The sequence below is a fragment of the Acidithiobacillus sp. genome, from assembly GCF_027322205.1.
In the GTDB taxonomy this organism is placed as follows: Bacteria; Pseudomonadota; Gammaproteobacteria; order Acidithiobacillales; family Acidithiobacillaceae; genus Acidithiobacillus.
On record NZ_DAHVHY010000021.1, the window covers coordinates 12209 to 29753 of the forward strand.

22 protein-coding genes are annotated in these 17545 nt (G+C 58.3%); 8 read left to right on the plus strand and 14 right to left on the minus strand.

Going from position 1 to position 17545, the window contains the following annotated elements:
• Positions 1 to 14: 14 nt before the first annotated feature.
• Genes M7F93_RS05200 through M7F93_RS05210 form a run of 3 tightly spaced genes read right to left on the minus strand, consistent with a single transcriptional unit; the run spans position 15 to position 1785 of the window.
• Complete coding sequence (locus tag M7F93_RS05200) at positions 15 to 293, minus strand: YggT family protein (protein ID WP_298170147.1); 279 nt, start codon at positions 291 to 293, stop codon at positions 15 to 17.
• Positions 290 to 1117: a pyrroline-5-carboxylate reductase gene (gene proC, locus M7F93_RS05205; protein ID WP_298170149.1), complete on the minus strand. Its 828-nt coding sequence runs from the start codon at positions 1115 to 1117 to the stop codon at positions 290 to 292. Before proC ends, M7F93_RS05200 begins: the two co-directional genes overlap by 4 nt.
• Positions 1114 to 1785 (minus strand): YggS family pyridoxal phosphate-dependent enzyme, encoded by a 672-nt coding sequence (locus M7F93_RS05210; RefSeq protein ID WP_298170151.1) that lies wholly within the window; start codon positions 1783 to 1785, stop codon positions 1114 to 1116. The genes proC and M7F93_RS05210 overlap by 4 nt, the downstream gene beginning before the upstream one ends.
• A 98-nt stretch (positions 1786 to 1883) precedes the next feature.
• Between M7F93_RS05210 and M7F93_RS05215 the strand changes: the two genes are divergently transcribed.
• From M7F93_RS05215 to M7F93_RS05225, 3 genes are read left to right on the plus strand one after another with little or no spacing between them, the layout of a single operon-like run.
• Complete coding sequence (locus M7F93_RS05215) at positions 1884 to 2936, plus strand: type IV pilus twitching motility protein PilT (protein ID WP_298170153.1); 1053 nt, start codon at positions 1884 to 1886, stop codon at positions 2934 to 2936.
• A 10-nt stretch (positions 2937 to 2946) separates the two neighbouring features.
• Entirely contained in the window at positions 2947 to 4077 is a 1131-nt protein-coding gene (locus M7F93_RS05220) for a PilT/PilU family type 4a pilus ATPase (RefSeq protein WP_298170155.1), read from the plus strand.
• Entirely contained in the window at positions 4059 to 5246 is a 1188-nt protein-coding gene (locus M7F93_RS05225; RefSeq protein ID WP_298170157.1) for a glycosyltransferase, read from the plus strand. The genes M7F93_RS05220 and M7F93_RS05225 overlap by 19 nt, the downstream gene beginning before the upstream one ends.
• Before the next feature lie 81 nt (positions 5247 to 5327).
• On the opposite strand, the gene M7F93_RS05230 is transcribed toward M7F93_RS05225, so the two are convergent.
• Positions 5328 to 6455, minus strand: coding sequence for an NAD(P)/FAD-dependent oxidoreductase (locus tag M7F93_RS05230; RefSeq protein WP_298170159.1), 1128 nt, complete (start codon positions 6453 to 6455; stop codon positions 5328 to 5330).
• A gap of 206 nt (positions 6456 to 6661) precedes the next feature.
• Positions 6662 to 7354 carry a tRNA (guanosine(46)-N7)-methyltransferase TrmB gene (trmB, locus tag M7F93_RS05235; RefSeq protein ID WP_298170161.1) on the minus strand — a complete coding sequence of 231 codons (693 nt, stop codon included), beginning with the start codon at positions 7352 to 7354 and terminating at the stop codon, positions 6662 to 6664.
• A gap of 41 nt (positions 7355 to 7395) precedes the next feature.
• Between trmB and purE the strand changes: the two genes are divergently transcribed.
• Both purE and M7F93_RS05245 read left to right on the plus strand, forming a co-directional pair.
• A complete protein-coding gene (purE, locus tag M7F93_RS05240; protein ID WP_298170163.1) occupies positions 7396 to 7893 on the plus strand; it encodes a 5-(carboxyamino)imidazole ribonucleotide mutase in 498 nt (165 codons plus the stop codon).
• Positions 7890 to 9023: a 5-(carboxyamino)imidazole ribonucleotide synthase gene (locus M7F93_RS05245; RefSeq protein ID WP_298170165.1), complete on the plus strand. Its 1134-nt coding sequence runs from the start codon at positions 7890 to 7892 to the stop codon at positions 9021 to 9023. The genes purE and M7F93_RS05245 overlap by 4 nt, the downstream gene beginning before the upstream one ends.
• A gap of 35 nt (positions 9024 to 9058) precedes the next feature.
• Here M7F93_RS05245 and M7F93_RS05250 read toward each other — a convergent pair whose 3' ends face one another.
• Genes M7F93_RS05250 through smpB form a run of 4 tightly spaced genes read right to left on the minus strand, consistent with a single transcriptional unit; the run spans position 9059 to position 11901 of the window.
• A complete protein-coding gene (locus M7F93_RS05250) occupies positions 9059 to 9571 on the minus strand; it encodes a disulfide bond formation protein B (protein WP_298170168.1) in 513 nt (170 codons plus the stop codon).
• The gene (locus M7F93_RS05255; RefSeq protein ID WP_298170169.1) at positions 9568 to 9756 is read right to left on the minus strand and encodes a hypothetical protein; all 189 of its coding nucleotides are present in this window, start codon (positions 9754 to 9756) and stop codon (positions 9568 to 9570) included. Before M7F93_RS05255 ends, M7F93_RS05250 begins: the two co-directional genes overlap by 4 nt.
• The gene (locus tag M7F93_RS05260; protein WP_298170171.1) at positions 9750 to 11444 is read right to left on the minus strand and encodes an ArnT family glycosyltransferase; all 1695 of its coding nucleotides are present in this window, start codon (positions 11442 to 11444) and stop codon (positions 9750 to 9752) included. Before M7F93_RS05260 ends, M7F93_RS05255 begins: the two co-directional genes overlap by 7 nt.
• Positions 11437 to 11901 (minus strand): SsrA-binding protein SmpB, encoded by a 465-nt coding sequence (smpB, locus tag M7F93_RS05265; protein WP_298170173.1) that lies wholly within the window; start codon positions 11899 to 11901, stop codon positions 11437 to 11439. The genes M7F93_RS05260 and smpB overlap by 8 nt, the downstream gene beginning before the upstream one ends.
• 127 nt (positions 11902 to 12028) lie before the next feature.
• Between smpB and M7F93_RS05270 the strand changes: the two genes are divergently transcribed.
• Both M7F93_RS05270 and M7F93_RS05275 read left to right on the plus strand, forming a co-directional pair.
• Positions 12029 to 13198, plus strand: coding sequence for a phospholipase D-like domain-containing protein (locus tag M7F93_RS05270; protein ID WP_298170175.1), 1170 nt, complete (start codon positions 12029 to 12031; stop codon positions 13196 to 13198).
• A gap of 9 nt (positions 13199 to 13207) precedes the next feature.
• A complete protein-coding gene (locus tag M7F93_RS05275) occupies positions 13208 to 13678 on the plus strand; it encodes a type II toxin-antitoxin system RatA family toxin (RefSeq protein WP_298170178.1) in 471 nt (156 codons plus the stop codon).
• Here M7F93_RS05275 and M7F93_RS05280 read toward each other — a convergent pair.
• A complete protein-coding gene (locus M7F93_RS05280) occupies positions 13675 to 14022 on the minus strand; it encodes an outer membrane protein assembly factor BamE (RefSeq protein WP_298170180.1) in 348 nt (115 codons plus the stop codon). The genes M7F93_RS05275 and M7F93_RS05280 overlap by 4 nt on opposite strands.
• Positions 14023 to 14088: 66 nt before the next feature.
• Here M7F93_RS05280 and fur point away from each other — a divergent pair, with 66 nt between their 5' ends.
• The gene (gene fur / locus M7F93_RS05285; RefSeq protein ID WP_298170182.1) at positions 14089 to 14562 is read left to right on the plus strand and encodes a ferric iron uptake transcriptional regulator; all 474 of its coding nucleotides are present in this window, start codon (positions 14089 to 14091) and stop codon (positions 14560 to 14562) included.
• On the opposite strand, the gene proB is transcribed toward fur, so the two are convergent.
• The 4 genes from proB to rplU are packed head-to-tail and all read right to left on the minus strand — an operon-like array spanning position 14559 to position 17449.
• Positions 14559 to 15689, minus strand: coding sequence for a glutamate 5-kinase (proB, locus tag M7F93_RS05290; protein WP_298170183.1), 1131 nt, complete (start codon positions 15687 to 15689; stop codon positions 14559 to 14561). The two genes, fur and proB, sit on opposite strands and share 4 nt — an antisense overlap.
• Positions 15686 to 16810 (minus strand): Obg family GTPase CgtA, encoded by a 1125-nt coding sequence (cgtA, locus tag M7F93_RS05295; RefSeq protein ID WP_298170185.1) that lies wholly within the window; start codon positions 16808 to 16810, stop codon positions 15686 to 15688. Before cgtA ends, proB begins: the two co-directional genes overlap by 4 nt.
• A gap of 55 nt (positions 16811 to 16865) precedes the next feature.
• Positions 16866 to 17126 carry a 50S ribosomal protein L27 gene (gene rpmA, locus M7F93_RS05300; RefSeq protein ID WP_014030066.1) on the minus strand — a complete coding sequence of 87 codons (261 nt, stop codon included), beginning with the start codon at positions 17124 to 17126 and terminating at the stop codon, positions 16866 to 16868.
• An 11-nt stretch (positions 17127 to 17137) separates the two neighbouring features.
• Entirely contained in the window at positions 17138 to 17449 is a 312-nt protein-coding gene (rplU, locus tag M7F93_RS05305) for a 50S ribosomal protein L21 (RefSeq protein WP_014030065.1), read from the minus strand.
• Positions 17450 to 17545 lie beyond the last annotated feature (96 nt).

Consider the following 17545-nt stretch of genomic DNA (forward strand, 5'->3'; position numbering starts at 1 on the left):
CTGCCTTAAACAGGTTAGCTGCCTAAATTGAGAATGGCATTGACCAGCAGGCCTTTGAGCAACTCGATGAGAAGCATGGCCACCAACGGGCTGAGATCAATGCCTCCCAGTGGTGGGATGATCCGCTGTAGCGGATAAAGAATGGGGCCGGTTACCCGATCGAGGAACTGGACGATCGGATGGCGCGGATCGGGCTGTACCCAGGACAGGATGGCGCGGATGAGAATGGCCCAGAACAGCAGGGTCAGGACAAGGCTGGTAAGGCGGGCTGCCATAATGCTGAGTTCGGTCATGGTATATCCTTTTTGGGGCTGTCCAGAGCGCGGCTGCGCTCGGCCGCGGCGGCCAGGGCCCGCTGCGCCAGCGGCCGCAACTGCTCTTCCCAGGCGGCCAAACCCGCTGCCGTGGTGCCGCCGGGGCTGGTAACCTGATGGCGCAGTTCGGTCGGGCTGAGCGTGCTGGCAGCAGCCATTTGCGCGGTACCGAGCACGGTCTGTAAAGCGAGTGCGCGGGCGGTGGGCCGATCCAGGCCCTGCAGCACGGCAGCATCTTCGAGCGCTTCCAGAAAAAGCAGGACGTAGGCAGGGCCGCTTCCGGAGAGCGCGGTAACGGCGTCCATCAACGACTCATCACTCAGCCAGTAAATCTGTCCCACGCTGGACATGATGGCTGCGGCGGCCTGACGTTGCGCGGCGTTCACCGACTCGCGGGCGTAAAGGGCGGTCGCTCCGGCACCGACTTGCGCCGGGGTGTTGGGCATGCCTCGCACGATGGCGCTCCCGGCATCCAGTTCGGCGGCGATGCGCGCACTGCCGACACCCGCGGCGACAGAGAGAAAGAGCACCCCGGCATCGGCAAAAACTTGTCGCCACAGCGCAAGCACTGGCGAGATTTGTTTCGGCTTGGCGGCATAGATGACCACGCTGTTGGTCGGCAAACTCTGCGCCGCCGCCGACAGGCTGCGAATGCCGAATTCTTCCGCAAGCGCATCACGGCGCACGACGCTGGGGGCGTGAACCTGAATCTGCTCACCCGTAACGCCCTCAAGCCGCAGTCCGGCGATGAGCGCGCGTGCCATATTGCCAGCACCAATGAAGACGATATTCTGAGTAATCATAAGGACTCCTGGGTGCGTGCTCCGAAGAGGATGGTACCAAGACGGATCTCGGTAGCGCTGTGTTGCAGGGCTTGAAGATAGTCCGTCGAAGTACCCATGGAGAGGGTATCCAGATCGGCATGGACCGGGGTCTGTTGCAGCGCAAGGAAAAGTTCTGCCATCCGGCGGAAGTTGGCGTCTGCCTGCTCCGCTTGTGGGTGGACCAGGGCCATCAGGCCGCGTAACCGTAAATTGGATAAACGGGAAATGGCGAGGGCCAATTCTGGAACATCTTCTGGGGCGCAACCCCCTTTGCTGTCTTCCGCACTGACAGCGACCTCAATAAGCACGTTTAACGGCGCCACCATGCCCGCACGCGCGGTATTGAGTCGTTCAGCGATGAGTGGGCGGTCTACACTTTCCACCCAGTCAAAATGCCGGGCTATTGCTGCGGTCTTGTTGCGCTGGATGCGGCCGATGAAGTGCCAGACGATGCCATCCAGGTCTCTCAGCGCCATTTGCTTGTCCAGGGCTTCCTGCAGATAGTTTTCGCCGAAGTGACGGAGGCCGAGGGCATAAGCGTGACGCAACGTCTCCGCCACGACACCCTTGCTGGCGGCGAGCAGACATTGCGGCGGATGATCGGCAAGCTCACATTGCACATGGGTTAGGCGTTCGGCGAGGGGCATCGGTCTCCGGCAGACGTGGGCGAAATGGTCAAGGTCGACTATAGTAACGCCCAATACCCTTTGGTCCCAAATCACGGGTCGTTTATTTTGGGAGTTGCATGATGGACATTTCAGAACTGCTCGCCTTCGCGGTGAAAAACAATGCTTCGGACACACACATTTCGGCAGGTTTGTCGCCTATGCTGCGGATCAACGGCGATATTCGCCCCCTCAATGTGGAGGCGCAGGACAGAAAGACCGTACATGGCATGATTTACGACATCATGAATGATTCCCAGCGGAAGTGGTATGAAGAAAATCTGGAAATCGACTTTGCGTATGAGTTGCCGGGTGTGGCGCGTTTTCGTGTCAATGCGTTCAACCAGGACCGCGGACCCGCGGCGGCATTCCGGACGATTCCCGCCAAGGTGCTGAGTCTGGAAGATCTCAATGCACCCAAGTCGTTTACGGAGATCATCAACGTACCGCGTGGGCTGGTGCTGGTCACTGGGCCGACCGGGTCAGGTAAATCAACAACGTTGGCAGCGATGGTGGATCATATCAATGCGAACCGCGCTGATCATATTATTACCATTGAAGATCCTATCGAATTCCTGCACACCCCCAAGAAGTGTCTCATCAACCAGCGCGAGGTGGGCGCCAACACCCACTCCTTTGAAAATGCCCTGCGCTCAGCTTTACGCGAAGACCCGGATATTATTCTGGTGGGCGAATTGCGTGACTTGGAGACCATGCGCCTGGCTTTGACCGCGGCGGAAACCGGCCATATCGTGTTGGCGACGCTGCATACCAGTTCCGCGCCGAAAACCATCGATCGTATTGTCGATTCCTTCCCCGGGGGGGAAAAGGATATGGTACGTGCGATGCTGTCAGAATCCCTGCGTGCGGTTGTTTCTCAGACCCTGCTTAAAACGGCCGACGGCAAAGGCCGGGTAGCCGCGCATGAAATTATGATTGCCACTCCGGCTATCCGTAACCTCATTCGCGAAAATAAGGTGGCGCAGATGTACTCGGTGATCCAGACCGGACAAAATCAGGGCATGCAAACGCTCGACCAGTGTCTTGCTGACCTGGTCCGTGCCCACAAAGTGACCCGCGAAGATGCCCTGCGCCGGGTACAGAATAAAGACAGCTTTATGAATGTGGCCTGAGGACAATTATATGTCTGTACTAGATGATCTGCTGGTCTTGATGGTGGAAAAAAATGGTTCTGACCTTTACCTCACCGTAGGCTCGCCGCCGGTTATGAAAATTGACGGGCGGGCGGTTTCATTAGGGACTGAGATCCTGAAGCCGGGCCAGGTGTTGAATCTGGCTAAAGAAATTTTGGGTATGGAGCGGTTGCAGGAATTCCAGCAGGAAAAAGAAATTAACATGGCCATCTCCGCGCCAGGGATTGGGCGTTTCCGGGTCAATGGCTTTTTTCAGCGCGGTGAACTGAGCTTTGTCTTGCGCGCCATTAAGACGCAAATTCCCAGCCTGGAGCAGCTCAGGCTACCGCCCATACTGAAAGATCTGGCCATGGCCTCTCGGGGACTGGTGCTTTTCGTCGGGGCTACCGGTTCTGGTAAAAGTACTTCTCTGGCATCGATGATTCAGTATCGCAATCAGAATGCGGCGGGCCATATTCTCACGATTGAGGATCCCATTGAGTTTCTTCACAAGAATGCGATGTCTATTGTCAATCAGCGTGAAGTGGGTATCGATACCTTGAATTACGAGCGGGCGCTGGAGAATGCCTTGCGGGAGGCGCCAGACGTTATCCTGATCGGTGAAGTGCGCAGTCGGGATACTATGGATCATGCCATGGCGTACGCAGAAACCGGACATTTGTGTATGTCGACCTTACATGCGAACAACTCGAATCAGGCCATTGAACGGATCATCAACTTTTTTCCGGAGGATCGTAAAAAACAATTGTTGATGGATCTTTCGCTTAATTTGCGCGCCGTGGTCTCACAACGCCTGTTGCCGATCAAGGGACTGGGCGGGCGAGTCGCCGCGATGGAGGTGCTGATCAATACCCCGGCCATTGCCGATTTGATCTACAAGGGTGAAGTGGGCTTGCTGAAAGATGCCATGGCGCGGACGAATGACGTGGGTATGCAGACCTTTGATCAGAGCCTGCTGCAACTGTTTATGGATGGGTTGGTGGAATATGAGGATGCTCTGCGCGGAGCCGATTCGCAGAATGATCTGCGCCTTGCCATCAAGCAGGAGTGCATGCGGCGTGGTGTAGAAGACCCCGGTGCCAGTACTTCTGCAGAAGGACAGTGGCGCATTCAGTCTTGAGTGGCTGGTGGGCTCTGCTGGCCGCATGGTCAGCCTTGCTGGCCTGGCTGATACTGGTCCTTGGGCGGGGTGCATTTTGGCGGGCAGATCAGCGTCTTCCCCTCAGAGAAAATGGCGCGCAGCGAAGCTGGCCGGAAGTGACTGCCGTGGTGCCGGCGCGCAATGAAGCAGAGGGTATTGGTGACTGCGTAAGTGCGCTTTTAAGGCAGGATTACCCCGGTGTACTGCGGGTCATCGTGGTGGATGACCAGAGCAGTGATGGCACCGCAGAGCGTGCCCGAGAAGCGGCACACCGGGTGGCTGCTGCCTCCCGTTTGGAGGTGCTGAGAGGCGCGCCATTACCGGAAAACTGGGCGGGTAAAGTCTGGGCCATGGCCCAGGGGGTGACCGCGGCGGGGCTGGTGCCGCTGCTCTGGTTCACCGACGGCGATATTGTGCATGGGCCGGATGTCCTGCAGCGCCTTGTCACCCAGATAGAGGATCGGGATCGGTCACTCGTCTCTCTGATGGTGATGCTCTCCTGTCGCAGTTTTTGGGAGCATTTTCTGATTCCGCCCTTCGTCTTCTTCTTCCAGATGCTGTATCCCTTTCCCTGGATCAATAATCCGCGCCGGGCGCTGGCTGGTGCTGCCGGGGGGTGCATGCTGCTGCGTCGGGAGACCCTCGAAAAGGCGGGCGGGTTTGCTGCCATGCGCGGGGCACTCATAGATGACTGCACGTTAGCGGCTTTACTGAAGCCTCATGGAGCGATCTGGCTGGGTTTGGGTACTGAGAGCCATAGTCTGCGGGATTATCAGCGGCTTGGCGAAATATGGCGGATGGTAGCCCGCTCCGCCTACGTGCAACTGCGGTTCAGCCCCTGGCGCTTGCTCGGGGCAACGTTAGGGATGGTGTTTCTCTATGCCTGGCCGGTAGGGGGACTGCTATTCGGTCTTTGGACGGAAAACATCTGGTTGGCGCTGCCCGCGCTGCTCGCCTGCCTGCTGATGTTGACGGCTTATCTGCCCACCTTGCGTCTTTACGCGCTGAACCCGTTCTGGATGTTCAGCTTGCCCCTTGCCGCCCTGCTCTATACGCTCATGACGTTGGATTCTGCCCGTCGTCATTATGGTGGCCGGGGCGGCGCGTGGAAGGGGCGGCATTACGGTACGCCTGGAGAGGAACAGTGAACGCACAGCCGTCGTATGGGGAGCGGGGTTGATCGCCCTGGTGCTCTGACCTTGCAGCCGCGATCCTGAGACTGGGCGCGTTCAGCGGTAATGCTGCAGATAGCGCCATTCAAAGGCGACCTTGGCCGCATGCCAGAGGGGATTGTGTAAAACACTGGCCCGTTTAGGGTTGCGGTAGACCATGATACCACTGTCCAGGGCATCGACAATGCAGATCAGTTCCGTGCGGAAAGTCTTGTCTGCGGCCTTCCCTTGCAGATGCAGGAGCAGATTATGCACGGCGGTTTCAGCCTGCAGGTCGGCAGTATGTCCCTGCTTGGGCAGCCAGTCGGGGCTGCCCGTGTAGGATCCTGCATCACCGACGACGAAGACACCTGGATATTCTTCCACGGTACAGTGCAGGTCGGACTGAAAAAAGCCGCCGGCAGAGAGCGGCATGCCACTGTCGGTCGCCCAGTCCGGGCCGGTCATGCCCGGCATGAACAGGATCAGATCAGCAGGAATGTCGCCCCCCTCAGTCATCACCCTGTCGGCCGAGAAGCCGCCGATTTTATGGCCGATATGGGTGTGGATGTCACGTCGCTTCATCTCCGCGAGCAACTCCTCAACCGCTTTGGGACCTAGCCGATTACCCGGCTCCTTCATCGGATTAAAAAACACCAGCTCGATCTGCTTACGTTTGCCGATGCGTCGCAGATGGGTGTCGATCCCGAAAAGCAGTTCAAACACCGGGCCGCCGCGTACTGCGGTGGGTTCCAGAGGATTCCCCGCAAAGCCGAAGGCAATAGTCCCTTTATTCATCAGGGCTAGGCGATCGCGGACATTTTCAGCCGCATCAATGCCGTCGCAGACGGCGAAACTGTACTCGATACCAGGCAGTTTGTGGAGTCCCCGCCCGCCACTGGCGATGATGAGTGCGTCATTCCGGACTTCGCCCTGATCGGTGATGACCGTGCGGCCACCATCGCGCAGGCCGGTGACGCGGCCCGGACGGAATTGCACTCGCCGACGCTGAAAGAAATTGTCCAGCGGAATCCGCAGGTTCTCGCCCTGCCGCAGCCCTGTGGGAATCCAGATCAGGCTGGGGTAGTAAACAAACTCCGCCTTGGGCGCGATGATGGTGATTTCCGCATCGGGCATTTGGCGGCGCAGATGGCGGACGGCCGTCAGCCCGCCGAATCCCGCACCAATAATGGTCACTTGGGTCATGTGCGATTCCTCAGAGTCGAAAAGCCTGGAATGAGGCCAGGCCACGGACCGACCCCTTCCTTGCAGTATATCCCATCAGCGTACAAAAGCGCCTGGTAACCAGTCGCGAATGTCCATGCCGAACTGACAAATATCCTCGCCGCGCAAGTCGGCAAACATGCTGTGCTCGCGCCTGAGGGAACACAAACAGTCGGAATGTTTGGTGCTCACGGGAGGCGCTGATAACAGAGATCATAGACCTTATGCCCCAGTTGCTGTCCGCGGCGCTCAAAGCGGGTAAGGACACGGTTGTCTGGGCGTGGGGCATAACCCGTGCCGGGGTGGGCATTCTGCAGGCCTGGGGTAGCATTGAGAACAGTCAGCATCTGTTCGGCATAATCTGCCCAGTCTGTGGCCATCTGCAGTTCGCCGCCGGGCACCAGCAGGCGGCACAACAGGGCAGCAAAATCCGGCTGAATGAGGCGGCGTTTTTGCTGCCTTTTTTTCGGCCAGGGATCGGGGAACTGGACGATGATGCATTGCAGCAGGGCTTCGGGCAGGGTCTTCAACCAGGTAACGACATCATCATGAATAATACGCACGTTGCTGGTTCCGGCTTCCAGCAGTTGCAGCAGCAGAGACCCGACACCGGGCGTATGCACTTCTGCACCGATGCAGCCCCAGTCCGGCCGTTGCCCGGCGATGGCGGCCAAGTGCTCGCCGTTACCGAAGCCTATTTCCAGCAGGAGCGGCTTCTGGCCCTTCCAGGGATCCTCCCAGACGGCATGGGCATCTATCCGCCAGGCCGGTAAATGTTCCGCGACAGCGCGTGTCTGAGCAGCGGTGATACGGCCCTGACGCAGCACAAAACTGCGAATGGGGGGGTGACCGGTCTTGAGGGCTTCTTCCATGACAGGCATTATAACCCGTTTGGCGCTAGGGCCTAGAGAGGAGGGTGGGCATGGAACATCCCTTGGTTGGTGTGGTGATGGGCAGCGACAGCGACTGGGAAGTCATGTGCGTTGCAATAGAACAGTTGCGGGCGCTGGCGATCCCCTGCGAACAGCGTGTCGTGTCCGCACACCGTACGCCGGATCTGCTCTTTGAATATGCCGTCAGCGCCGCACCGCGGGGACTACGCTGCATTATTGCCGGTGCCGGGGGCGCAGCGCACCTGCCAGGCATGTTGGCGTCCAAGACCATGGTGCCGGTGCTGGGTGTGCCAGTGCCGTCCAAACACCTGCAAGGCATGGATTCCCTGCTTTCTATCGTGCAAATGCCCAAGGGGGTGCCGGTAGCGACCTTTGCTATTGGCACGGCGGGGGCGGCCAATGCCGGTCTGTTTGCTGCGGCGATACTGGCCGGTACTGATGCGGGGCTGGCTCAGCGCCTGCAGGATTTCCGGGCGCGGCAGGCGGCGGCGATTATGGCTATGACCCTGCCTGAGGTTACCTTTTGATTTTGCCCGGCGCCACGCTGGGAATACTGGGCGGTGGACAGCTCGGGCAAATGTTTTGCCTCGCCGCTCGGCGTATGGGTTATGATGTCTGGGTGCTGGACCCAGACCCCCATTGTCCAGCCGCTGCAGTGGCGGATCGGCACCTCTGTGCGGCTTACGAAGATGAAATCGCTTTACGGGCATTGACCGATGCTTGTGCGGCGGTCACCACAGAATTCGAGAATGTGCCGCTGAGCGCTCTGGAACGTATTGCCCAGGCGGTGCCGATGCGCCCAGGCGCCAGGGCGGTGGCTATTGCCCAGGATCGTGCCAGGGAAAAGGCTTTCTTCCGCGACCTGGGTTTGGCTGTTGCGCCTTTTGCGCTGCTACGCAGTAGCGCCGATTTGGTAGGCGCAGCGGCTACCATAACCTTCCCGGCCATTCTCAAAACCACGCGTTTTGGTTACGACGGGAAAGGGCAGGCGGAGCTTGCTTCCCCGGAAGATCTGCCTGGGGCCTGGGCGGCCATGGGGGGGGCGGACGCGGTGCTGGAGGCGCGTATTGCCCTGGCTCAAGAAATTTCTGTCGTTCTGGCCCGTGCCGCCGACGGCATGATGGTCTTCTATCCCATAGCCGAGAATGTCCATCACCGGGGTGTTCTCGACCAGAGTATCGTTCCGGCCCGCACGGCGGAGGCGCTACAGGATCAGGCCCGGCGCAGCGCCGTGCGTATTGCCGAGGCGTTGGATTATGTGGGGGTGCTCGCCGTCGAATTTTTTGTGGATAAGGCGGGGCAACTGCTGGTCAATGAGATGGCGCCACGTCCCCACAACAGCGGTCATTTCACCATAGATGCTTGTGTGCACAGCCAGTTTGACCAGCAGGTTCGGACCCTCTGTGCCTTACCCCTCGGGGACACCCGTCTGATCAGTCCGGTGGTGATGATGAATCTGTTGGGTGATCTTTGGGAAAGTGGCAGCCCGGACTGGGATGCACTACTGCGCCATCCACAGCTCAAGCTGTATCTGTATGGTAAGAATGAAGCCCGGCCACGGCGTAAAATGGGCCATGTGAATGCGCTCGCTGCGGATACCGGACGGGCCATCGCCGTTCTCGAAACCTTGCGCCGCGATTGGTACTGGCCGCGCTGAAGAAAACCGTATAATCGTTGTGGCGGTCAGGGGGCCTAGTTCTTGCTTTGGCGTCCGGCAAGCCATTGCGCGAGCCAGAGCAGTATGGCACAAGCGAGGAAGAAGACCAGGCTCCAGTGGGTGACGGGCCATCCGGCCAGGGTACGGATCCCTGCGGCGGCACAGGAGCCATGTCCGGAAAGCGCCGAGGCGAAGTCTTTACCCCAAGGCCCGAAGCTGCGCTCACCCGGAAAGAGATTCACGGCTGCGCATCTCTCCACAGTATGGGCTGCTACCGCGGTGAGATGCCACTGCCATCCGGCAAGTCCTGCGCCCGCTAGGGCATAGGTACTGGCCAGCAGCCATAATCCGCGCTGCGCCGCGCCCGTCCAGAAGAGCCCCATCACGACAATGACCAGCACGGCGAGATTGGCCAAGCGCTGATATATACAGAGGCTACAGGGCGTGTAGTCCATGGCAAATTGTAACCAGAGTGCCAGCGCCAATGCGCTTGCTGCAGCTAGCACCACCAGTGCGGCGATCAGTGAAGGTAAATGCCTGGCATTCATGATGCGTTGAGTAAATCTCCCCATTGCGCGTTATCGGGTAAGCCAAAAATGGAATGGATGCTTTTGCCATTACGGTAGACCAGAAAGGGTATCTTGGCGACAGGGGCGCCCCGAATTTCAAATTCTTTACCCTGGAGCCGGGATTCGTTGAAGTGTAGACGATCCTGCATTTTGGCGATCACCATGGCACTGGCAGGATCGATACCGCCTTGTTGTGTTCCAAGTATAAAGAGCCCCGAATACGTAGTAGGGCGATATACTTTCGGCTATAGAGCTCATAACCCGAGTAGAGTTCACGAACGCGTAGCGTCTTAGATAATTGTGTGCGTACTGCGGGTATATCCTGAGCGGGAAGGGCGAGATAGGCCGTACCCTGACCATCGGCCAGCACGCGATAGAGTTCTTGCAGGTTTTTCAGCTGATGTACCGGCATGGTGCCGCGCCCGCCGTAGAACAGAAAACTGGGCTCGAACCATCGCCAGGTGGCGATGGCATAGGGTTGTGTGCCCTCGCTGGCACGGATTATGCGGCCCATGGTCACGGAGGGCTTTAGGGCGTCGAGGGCGGGCACTGTCAGGAGCACCAAACAAGCGGTAAGGGCTACTGCGCCTGCTCCCAGACTGCTGATAACCGGCAGCAACAGGCCGCGCCAGGCAAAGAGCAGGGCCAGCAACGCTGCAGCGATATAGGGAAAGCCCAGATAGGCCACATCACCCAGGGGCGGGATTTGCTCCGGTACCAGCCAGGCGCCCAACACCATCAACATCACACCCACCAGCAATAATGCTCCGAGTGACACGAATACACCCCGGCGGCTGAGCGGTTGCGTCTGATTGAGGGCTGCATAAAGGCGGGCTGCGATGAGACCAAAGAGGGCGGGATAAGCCTCCCAGACGTAATTGGGGAGTTTAGTGGCACCAAGGCTGAAGAAGGCGACCCAGGTAATGGCCCAGACCAGCATAAAGGCATCGGCGGGCGTTTTTTGCAGCAATGCGCCCCGCCGCCGCCAGAGTTCGGTGAAGGTTTGTGGTAGAAAAATTGTCCAGGGCAGTAGCGCCAGCGCAATGGTAACCAGATAGTAATAAACGGGTCCACGATGTCCTTGCATGGCGGTGGTGTAGCGATCAACATTCTGCTGTTCAATGAATAGCCAATCCCAAGCCCAGTGGGTCTCAATGCCGACCGCCAGATACCAGGGCAAGGTGATGACCAGGAAAAGCGGAATCCCCCAAGTCAGATGTCCCTTGCGCCAGAGACTCGGCAAATCCCGGCGCAGCAGCAGAAAAATCACGATGATAAGGCCGGGTAGAAGGAAGCCGATAGGGCCTTTGGCCAGGGTTGCCAACCCCATCGCACCATAGGTGATCAGAACACCGCGGCGTTCTTCCTCCGGATAGAGATAACCCCGCAGATAGGAAATCAGAGCGATCGCAACGAAAAGAATCAGCAGGGGGTCAGGTACAGCGGCCCGGAAGATGATCTGACTATGCAGGGCGGTGGCGGTCAGTAAGCCTGCCAATAGTGCAGTCTGGTCCCCGTACAGGCGGCGTAAAGCGAGGGCCAGATAAAGCACCAGTAATGCCCCCATCGCCACCGAGCCGATGCGCAGACCCCAACTGTTCGTCCCCAGCAGGCGCACCCCGGTCCACATCAGCCAGTAGTTGAGGATCGGCTTGTCGGGGCGTAGTGCCTCGTTGAAAGTCGGCACCACCAAATTGTGGTGCACCATCATTTCTTTCAGGGCCTGGGCATTGTTGGGCTCATCAACGTCCCAGAGGCTGGCATCGCCGGTATGAAAGGCAAAAAGCCAGAAGGCAAACAGGAAAAGCAGCAGCGCCTGGAAGACAAAAGTCCCCCGTCGCTGTTCAGACATCCCGCGCTCCGCCCTTCATAATGCGCGCCTTGTCCCGCTGCCACTCCCGGTCTTTGACCGTGGCCCGTTTGTCATGTTCCTGCTTGCCTTTCGCCAGGGCGATTTCTGCTTTGGCGCGACCCTGTTTCCAGTACATGGCGAGGGGCACGATCGTAAAACCTTTGCGTTCGACGCTGCCGATCATGCGATTGATCTGTTCTCTGTGCATCAGCAGCTTGCGCGTGCGGGTCGGATCGGGATTTATATGGGTGCTGGCGGTGAGCAGTGGGCTGATGTGCGCGCCCAACAGCCATAACTCCCCATCTTTGACAATGACGTAGCTGTCCTTGAGATTGAGACGGTTGGCGCGCAACGACTTTACTTCCCAGCCCTGTAAGACCATACCAACCTCAAAGCGCTCTTCGATAAAGTACTCATGTCTCGCCTCGCGATTGAGGGCGATGGTGCTGCTGCTCATCCTGCTACTCCCCTGCCGGTCAACTGTGTATTGTACGGGAAAAGACCCGGCAGCAGGAAGGCAGGATTGACTTTGCGGCGCTTCCTGTAGAAGGTAAACGGTTTGCACTGACGTGGAGTCTGAAGACGTGTCAAAGCTGTTGCCCAAACGGTTTGTGCCCGGTCGCCAAAAGCGTTGGGAGCCCATTCCTGAAGCCGTGCTGCTGAGCGAGATGTCGGCTATCACCGAATGGCTGGAGTTGCGCCTGCTGGATGCGCATGCCGAGATTCTTTTTGAGAACTATATTTTTGCCGAAGGCGATTGGCCTGAGCGTGTCTTGCGTATCCTCTGTGATAAGGCGGTGGCGGGAGTACAGGTCTATATCACCTTGGATGCTTTGGGCAGCCGCAGTTTCCCGAGTGGTTGGACGACTGAGTTGTGCGCCGCTGGTGCTCATTTACACTGGTATCACCACCTGCAACTCAAGGGGTTAGAAAAAAGGCTACGACGCAGCCATCGGCGTGTCGTGGTGGTGGATGGCCAGTGGGCCGTAGTCGGCGGTTTTGCGATCGCTGATGACTGGCTCACGGGCGCGCCAGGTACTATGCCCTATCGTGAGATGCTCTTTGCCTGTCGTGGCAATTTGGTAGAACAGGGCCGCCAGATTTTTTTTCGTCACCGTCCGGAGTCGCTTCCGTCATTGGGCACCGCGGCGTTTTTTCAACCTGATACCCTGTGGTGGGGGCACGGCCGGTTTTTAGAGGGCGCACCGCCGGGCAGTCTCGCCGTGCGCCGCCGTCTGCTGGCCGCTATCCGTGCGGCGCGCAGTAGTGTCTGGATAGCTACTCCTTATTTTAATCCGGATCCCATCATCCTGCGTGCCATCTACCACGCCGTGCAGCGCGGTGTGGATGTTCGGCTTTTACTAGCTGGCCGGATCACCGATCACCCGCTTTTGCGATTTGGGATTCAGGCGTATTATCAAAAACTGATGCGCAGGGGTGTGCATATTTACGAATATGAAGGCGCCTTTCTGCATGCAAAATATCTGCTGGTAGATGGTTTCTGGGCGTCGATCGGCTCCGCTAATCTTGATTTTCTGAGTTTGTGGTTTAATCATGAGCTCAACTTGGAGTTACGGGCTCCACTTGCCGCACTTTTGCTGCGCACCTTGTTTTTACGCGAGTTCGCCCAAGCCCGGAAAATCGATCCGGGGCCGTGGCGCAGCCGCCCTCGTTGGCGACGAATCATCGAATGGTTTTTGGCGCAACTGGATCGTTGGGTGCAGGCGCACGCACTAGGCCAGCGTCGTTATTGAGAGGATTTCATGCATCATATTTGCAAGACCGCCGTACTGCCCTACAGTGCTGCGCAAATTTTTGCCCTGATAGAGGATATTCGTGCCTATCCGCAATTTTTACCATGGTGTGGACGAACCCGGGTTATCCAGTCGAAAGATGAAGAAGTGGTTGCCGAGATCACCATCTCCCACGGCGCGTTCGGCAAATCTTTCACCACGAAAAATCATTATCAGCGGCCTAAGCTGGCAGAGGTGCGACTGGTGAATGGTCCCTTCCGTTTTCTGGAAGGGCTCTGGCAGTTAGAGCCGGACGCCAGGGGCACCAAAGTAACGCTGGACATGCGCTTCGAGTTTGCTTCACGATTGATGGGTGCCTTTTTGGAGCCCATATTCAAGCATGCGGCGGAAACGATGGTGCAACGCTTTGCCCAGCGCGCGCGGGCCGTTTATGGTCAGCCAGGCGTGTTGGGGGTGCAGAAGCCGGACGGCTGGGCTTAAGAGGTGGTGGTCGCTGTCGGTGGGGTTATGCTTCGTACATCTCCCTGTACGCTGATCAGCTTCCCAGACTTATCAAAAAGCACCAGCACCTTGCGGACTTCCGTGGCACCGTAGGCGGGTTTGAAGCTGTAAACATAAACCCACTGGTGTGGATGCCAGGGATCCTGCAGGAGCGGTGAGCCGAGAATGGTATGTACCTGCAGTTCATCCATACCGGGGTGCAGCTCGGCCAGTTCTTTAGCGGTGATGACGTTGCCTTGCTGCACATCGACGCGATAAATACTACAGGCGCCGAGCAACAGAGCACAGAAAGTGAGCAGGGTAATTAGGCGGAAGCTTCTCATAGTCCTTGTCTTAGGTGTCAGGTCCAACTATCCTAAACCATTAAGCATGGCCATTGCTACGAGCGAATGAACCACGAACGAATAAACAGCGATGAATTGAAGCGAGCCGGCCTCAAGGCAACCCTGCCCAGGCTGAAGATACTCCGCATCTTCGAGGATAGCGACACTCGCCATCTGACTGCCGAAGAAGTTTATCGGCAGTTGCTGGAGGCCGGTGAGGAGGTGGGTCTGGCCACGGTATATCGTGTGCTTACCCAGTTTGAAATGGCTGGATTGGTGCGAAGGCATCACTTCGAGGGCGATAAGGCGATCTTTGAGCTCAATGAAACAGGGCACCACGATCATATGGTCTGCACGGCCTGCGGCAAAGTGCTGGAGTTTTTCGATGAAGCGCTGGAAGCGCGGCAGCAGGAAATTGCCGCGAATCAGGGCTTTTTTATCAGCGATCACAGCCTCTATCTCTATGGCACCTGTCGTGGTATGCAGGATGCAGGGATTTGTTCACTGCGGGATGACTTGCCTAGAGACCGTACGAATTAGCTGTGGTCGCTACTGAGCACCAGGTTGTCACGGTGGATAATCTCAATCTCATCGACATCGCCGAACAGGGTATTCAGCGCTTTACTGCTCTTACCCAAACGCAGCAAAACCTCCTGCCTTGCGAAATTCACTAAGCCACGGGCTACTTCTTGGCCTTCCGGATCGACACAGCACAGCAGATCGCCGCGTTGAAAATCGCCCTCGGCGGCGGTGATGCCGACCGGGAGCAAACTACTGCCCTTTTCCCGGAGCACCCGCGCGGCGCCAGCGTCCAGATGGAGTGTTCCGGTCGGGCGTAGTTGCCCCGCCAGCCAGCGCTTGCGGGCCGCCAGTTTGGCGACGCCAGGATGAAAATATGTTCCTATCTCCTCCCCGGCCCAAAGGCGTAACAGTACGTTTTCAGTGCTGCCTGGGGCGATAAGGGTGGCGGCACCAGACTGGGCAGCCCGGCTCGCCGCCCGTACCTTGGTGATCATGCCGCCGCTCCCCAGCGCTGTCCCGGCCCCACCAGCCATCCGCAGCAGTTCGGGGTCTCCGGCTTGTACTTCCGTGAGCAAGCGAGCATGGGGATCGTGGCGCGGGTCTCTATCATAAAGTCCCGCCTGATCAGTAAGAATCACCAGCAGGTCGACTTCCAGCAAATTGGCGACCATGGCTGCCAGCGTGTCATTATCGCCAAAGCGGATTTCGGCACTGGCAATCGCGTCATTTTCATTGATGATGGGGACTACACCCATCTCCAGCAGAATACGCAGCGTGGCGCGGGCATTGAGATAGCGCTGGCGATCTCGCAAATCTTCATGGGTAAGCAGAACCTGGCTGCCATGCACACTGCCACGGCGCAAGAAATCTTCATAGACCTGGATAAGTGCCGCTTGGCCGACGCTGGCAGCCGCTTGCAGTTGGTGCAGGGCGGTAGGGCGGGTTTGCCAGCCGAGGCGCTCCATGCCGGCAGCCACCGCGCCGGAGGAGACGAGCACAATCTCGGCGCCGTTGCGGCGGAGTACCAATATTTGTGTGACCCAGGCTTCGATGGCGGCCAGATCCAAGCCCTGGCCGTTATTGGTGAGTAAGCTGCTGCCGATTTTGATGACCCAGCGCTGCGCGGTTTTCAGGTCGCGGCTCACGCCTCGTCCTCCTCCCATTCAGCGTCAAGATCGTCCCCTTCCCAGTCCTCCAGGACCTCATCTTCGTCGCTTTCGTCGTCCCAGTCCTCGGTCTGCTTGGGATCGGGGGCGGGGGGCAGGTCGGGAAGGGCCTGCCAGATGGCATATACCAAGGCCTCACATCCGGCACCACTGGCGGCCGAGATCAGAAAGGCGGGTCCTTGCCATTGCAGCGCTTCGCGAATCCGCTGAAAGCGTGCTGCCGCCTCTTCCTCCGGAAAGAGATCAGCCTTGTTGACCACCAACCAGCGCGGCCGCTCGGCCAGTGCCGGACTATAGGCAACCAACTCCGCTTCCAGCGCACGGATATTGGTTGCCGGATCACTCTCATCGACGGGGGCCATGTCCACCAAATGCAGGAGCAGGCGGGTACGGCTGAGATGCTTGAGAAAGCGGGTGCCCAGCCCGGCGCCTTCGGAGGCGCCCGGAATAAGGCCGGGAATATCGGCGAGTACAAAAGACTCGTGGGTGGCGACGCGGACGACGCCGAGATTCGGATAGAGGGTAGTGAAGGGATAGTCTGCCACTTTGGGGCGGGCGGCACTGACAGCCCGGATAAGGGTACTTTTACCTGCATTAGGCAGACCCAGCAGCCCGACATCGGCGAGCAGCCGCAACTCCAGGCGCAGGTTTCGTTCCTCGCCTGCAACGCCTTTCTCAAACTGACGGGGCGCACGGTTGGTGCTCGATTTATAGGACAGATTACCGTGGCCGCCGCGGCCACTCTGGGCGACCAATAGCCGCTCGCCTTCGGTACGCAGGTCACCGAGTAATTCGCGGGTGTCGTCGTCATAAACCAGGGTACCGACGGGGACTTTGATTTCCTGATCATGACCGGCGCGACCAGTCATCTGGCGTCCGGCGCCACCATGACCGTTTTCAGCGCGATAGCGGCGCTGATAGCGGAAGTCGATGAGGGTATTGAGACTGGCCTGAGCAATCAGATAGACGCTGCCGCCGCGCCCGCCATCGCCGCCATCGGGGCCGCCGAAGGGGATGAACTTCTCGCGGCGGAAACTCACCGATCCATGGCCGCCGTTACCGGAGGCCACATGAATGCGTACTTCGTCAATAAATTTCATAGAAAAACCCCGCTCCCGCAGAAACGGGGCGGGGTCCCTCTGAGCAGAGGCCTGCCTAGGCCGCTGAAACGACGCTGACGGTGCGCACCTGGCGCGGACCCTTGCGCTCAAATTTTACGACACCTTCGGCGGTGGCAAAGAGTGTATGATCCTTGCCGATACCGACATTGGCACCCGGATAAAACTGGGTACCACGCTGACGAATGATGATATTGCCGCTGATGACTTCCTGTCCGGCGTAGCGCTTGACACCTAGCCGTTTGGATTGGGAATCGCGGCCGTTACGAGAGGAACCGCCCGCCTTCTTATGTGCCATGACTGTACTCCTTAGCCTTCAATGCCGGTAATACGAACTTCGGTAAAATATTGACGATGGCCCTGCTGCTTGCGGTAATGCTTGCGTCGGCGCATCTTGAAAATGTGTACTTTGGCGGCACGGCCCTGGCTCAGTACGGTGGCTTTCACCGCGGCACCCTCTACCAGAGGCTGACCTACCCGAACTTCACTGCCGACACCGACCATCAGGACACGGTCCAGTGCGAGTTCGGCACCGGGTTCTACTTCCATCTTTTCGAGCCGGAGCTTGTCGCCCACTGTCACCCGATACTGCTTGCCACCATTTTCAATGACCGCGTACATCACAAACCTCCAACGAGAGTTTTCACCGAGACTGCCCGGAAAAGCTCGCTAAGATACCGTTATTAGTGCATTAACGTCAAGCATATTTGGCTGTCT